Source organism: Streptomyces sp. 8L (assembly GCF_020176795.1).
GTDB lineage: Bacteria > Actinomycetota > Actinomycetes > Streptomycetales > Streptomycetaceae > Streptomyces.
The window spans coordinates 1-3,774 of record NZ_JAIUKE010000721.1; the positions used below are offsets into that span (position 1 = coordinate 1).

The following is a 3,774-nucleotide window of genomic DNA, read 5'->3' on the forward strand; positions in this document are numbered from 1 at the left end:
TCCTGTGGGCGTCGCGCAGGCGTCGCACCGCCCAGCACTGACCCGTTCCCGCTGAGGTCCGCCGCGCGGCCGGGGCGCCCCCCCCCCCGGGCCCCCCCCCCCCCCCCGCCCCGGCCGGCCCCCCCCCCGCGGGGGGCCCCCCCCGCCCCCCCGCCCCCCCCGGCGGGGCGCCCCCCCCCCCCCCCCCGGGGGCCCCCGGGCGGGGGGCCCCCCCCCCCCGCGCCCGGCCCCCCCCGCCCCCCCCCCCCCGGGGGCGCCCGGGCAGGTTCCGTACGGCAGAAGGCGGTGCGTCGGGGGACGCGGCACCCGTGCGGGGACAGGTCCGGCGCATGAGGCCCCGCGGTGTTCGCGCCGCGGGGCCTCATCGCGTCCCGGGCCCGCGTGGGGGCTGCCTATCTGGGCCGCGTGCGGAGGCGCCCGTATCTGGGCCCGTGTCCCCGGCCCCGGAGGAGGCCCGCCGGATGCGCGCACACGGCCCTGCGCCGACAATGGCGGCATGGACCCGGTTGCCGCACTCGATCGGATCGCGTTCCTGCTGGAGCGGTCGGGTGCCGAGACCTACCGTGTACGCGCGTTCCGCACGGCGTCGTCCGTCGTGTCCGGGATGCCGTCGCAGGAGCTGGCACACCGCGTCGCCGCCGGCTCGCTGGCCCGCGTCGCGGGCATCGGACCCCGTACCGCCGAGGTCGTACGGGAGGCCGCCGGCGGCGCGGTGCCCGGTTATCTGGCGCGGCTGGAGGAGGAGGCCGGCGCCCCGCTCGCGGTGGGCGGCGAACGGCTGCGGGCGGCGCTGCGCGGCGACTGCCACTTGCATTCGAACTGGTCGGACGGTGGCAGTCCGATCGATGTGATGGCCGAGACCGCGCGGGCGCTCGGCCACGAATGGGCGGTGCTCACGGACCATTCGCCCCGGCTCACCGTGGCGCGCGGGCTTTCGGCGGGGCGGTTGCGGGAGCAGCTGGACGCCGTCGCGGAACTCAACACGCGCTGGGCGCCGTTCCGGCTGCTCACCGGCATCGAGTGCGACATCCTGGACGACGGCTCGCTGGACCAGGAGCCGGAACTCCTCGCGCGGCTCGACCTGGTGGTGGCCTCGGTGCACTCGAAGCTCCGGATGGACCGCGCGGCCATGACACGCCGCATGGTCGCCGCCGTACGCAATCCGCACACCGACGTACTGGGGCACTGCACGGGCCGGCTGCTGTCGGGGCGGCGGCGGCCCGAGTCGGAGTTCGACGCGGACGCGGTGTTCGCCGCATGCGCGGAGTCCGGCACCGCCGTAGAGATCAACTGCCGCCCCGAACGCCTCGATCCGCCGCGGCGCCTGCTGCGTGCCGCGGTCGCGGCCGGCACCCTGTTCGCCATCGACACCGACGCACACGCGCCGGGGCAGCTCGACTGGCAGCAACTCGGGTGCGCACGCGCCGAGGAGTGCGGTGTACCGCCCGAACAGGTCGTGAACACCTGGCCGGTGGACGACCTGCTCGACTGGACACACTGACCCTCCGGACGGCCGTCCCGACCGCGTGGGCCGAGACCCTCAGCCGTCGCGGCTCTTCCCGTCGGCACCCGCGTCGGTGTGCTCCGTGTGGTCTGTGTGGTCCAGACCGTCCGTGTGGTCCGCGCCGTCCGTGTGGTCCACGCCGTCCGTGCTGTCGCCACCGCCGCCACCGTCGCCCTCGTCGTCGGGCGTCGCGGTGCGCTTCGCGGGCGCGGTGTCCTCGCGCCGGGCCCTTTCCGGCGGCAGGCGCAGATGGGCGAGGTCGGCGGGGACCGGCCCCCGCGGCCGCAGCAGCCGCTCGACCTGAGCGTCCACGTCCGTCGCCGGCGCGTCGCTGAGCCGGAAGCGGTGGCGCAGCCGCTGGTAGAAGTCGACGGGCGCCAGCCTGACGAGCGGCAGCCGGTACGGGCTCGCGTAGGCGGCGATCCAGTCGCCGGGGTCAAGCACGCCGCGCAGCTGGCCGTCGATGCTGAGCGCGGCGGCGCCCGAGTGCGGCAGTACGCGCAGCACGACCGGCTCGTCGGGTGCCGCGATGACCGTACGGTCGAAGCTCATGTGCGGGGCCACCGGGGTGAACACCACCGCGTCCATGTGGGGCGAGAGCACGGGGCCGCCCGCGGCGAAGCTGTACGCCGTCGAGCCGGTCGGGGTGGCGACGATGACGCCGTCCGCGGAGTACGAGGCGAACAGCCGGCCCGCGAGGTAGACGCCGAGGCTCACCTGGCGGTCACGGGCGAGCTTCTCCAGCACGACGTCGTTGAGCGCGACGGTGTCGAGGACGACGCCCCAGTCGTCGGCGGTCTCGTCCGCGCGCACGTCGGGCGGGGGCATCGCGGGCCCGCGCCCGTAGCGCAGGAGGGCCTCCAGGCGGGTGGGGATGCGCGGCGGCCGGGAGGCGCGCAGGGCGAGTGTCATCCGCCGCTCGATGATCGCGTGGCCCTGGTCGACCGCTTCCAGCGCCCTCACCGCGTCCTCGGCCGGCACCTCGGTGAGGAAGCCGACCCGGCCGAGGTCGATGCCGAGCACGGCGGGGGGGGCTCTGGCGGCGATCCGCGCTCCCCGCAGGAAGGTGCCGTCCCCGCCGAGAGTGACGACGAGGTCGGGGTGGCCGGCGGCGGTCTCCTCCTCCGTCTCGCGGTGTCGGGGCTTGTCCCGGTCCCACACGTCGATCTCCGTGCACTGCACGTTGTGCAGCGCGCCCCAGGTGTGGACGGCCGCGGCGACCTCCCGTGCCTCCTTGCGGCCGTGGTGCACCACGAGCCCCATCCGCTTCACCGTCATGCGTGAGCTCCCCTGGCGAGAGTGTCCAAGCGTGTCGTCGTCCGGGCGCGGGCCCGCGTGCCGCCGACGCGTGCCGCCCGCGGGGACAGCGGTGCCGACACTCACTCTGCCCTCTCCCGGAGCCCGCGGCAGCTTTGCCCTCTCCGGGAGCCGGGAGCCCAGAGGCCCGGAGCCCCGGAGCGCGGGAGCCCAGAGGCCCAGAGGCCCGGAGCACCGGAGCCCGGAGCAAGGGGACGCTGCGGGCGTCTTACACTCCGAGACCAGGTACGTTCTGCCCCACCCACGCGTCCGTTCACTATGTCGAACGCGACCTTCCCGCCGCCCGTACGCTGAAGCGAACGTGCCCGACAGCCCTAGGAGTGCCGAGTGAAGCCCGCCAACAGTTCCGTCCGGGACGTTCTGGCCGCCAATCTCCGACGCGAGAGGACCCGCCGCGGCCTGTCCCTCTCCGAGCTGTCCCGGCTGTCGAGGATCGGCAAGGCGACGCTCTCGCAGCTGGAGTCGGCGACCGGCAACCCGACGATCGAAACGGTCTTCAGCCTGTCGCGCGCGCTGGAGATGCCCATCTCCGACCTGCTGGACACGCATCACGTGGACACAGTGACGGTAGTCCGCGCGGCGGAGGCCGACGTGCTCAGCGGAGAGGGTGTGGACCTGCGCCCGCTCCAGCGCGTCGAGACCGGCGGGGTCATCATGGAGCTCTACGACCAGCAGGTCAGGGCGGACTCGCGGCAGCCCTCGCTGGGGCACGCGGGCACGGAGCACACGGTGGTGCAGAGCGGCACCCTCGCGGTCGAGGTGGACGGGCACCGGGTGCAGCTCGGCCCGGGCGACTACGTGTCCTTCGACGCGTCGCTGCCGCACTGCTACGCGGCGCCGGACGGGCCGGTCCGCTCGGTGCTGCTGCTCCACTACCGCTCGGGGCTGCGGGACCCCCAGGACACGAACGCGCCGCACTGAGGGGCCAGGGGCCCGCCGCCCGCGGGGGGGGG

General features: G+C 75.5%; 2 protein-coding genes and 1 pseudogene. 2 read left to right on the forward strand and 1 reads right to left on the reverse strand.

The annotated features are described in order from the left end of the window. Positions 1-496 precede the first annotated feature (496 nt). A complete protein-coding gene (locus LCE31_RS37770) occupies positions 497-1,501 on the forward strand; it encodes a PHP domain-containing protein (RefSeq protein WP_225022651.1) in 1,005 nt (334 codons plus the stop codon). A 237-nt stretch (positions 1,502-1,738) separates the two neighbouring features. Here the strand turns inward: LCE31_RS37770 and LCE31_RS37775 are convergent. Beyond that, a pseudogene (locus tag LCE31_RS37775) lies at positions 1,739-2,782 on the reverse strand (NAD(+)/NADH kinase); the annotation flags it as partial. A gap of 366 nt (positions 2,783-3,148) precedes the next feature. Between LCE31_RS37775 and LCE31_RS37780 the strand changes: the two are divergent. Next, positions 3,149-3,742: a helix-turn-helix domain-containing protein gene (locus tag LCE31_RS37780; protein ID WP_225022653.1), complete on the forward strand. Its 594-nt coding sequence runs from the start codon at positions 3,149-3,151 to the stop codon at positions 3,740-3,742. The last annotated feature ends 32 nt before the right edge of the window (positions 3,743-3,774 follow it).

Excerpts from the sequence above, each read along its gene's own strand:
- LCE31_RS37770 (WP_225022651.1), top strand. The coding sequence starts at position 497 with ATGGACCCGGTTGCCGCACTCGATCGGATCGCGTTCCTGCTGGAGCGG.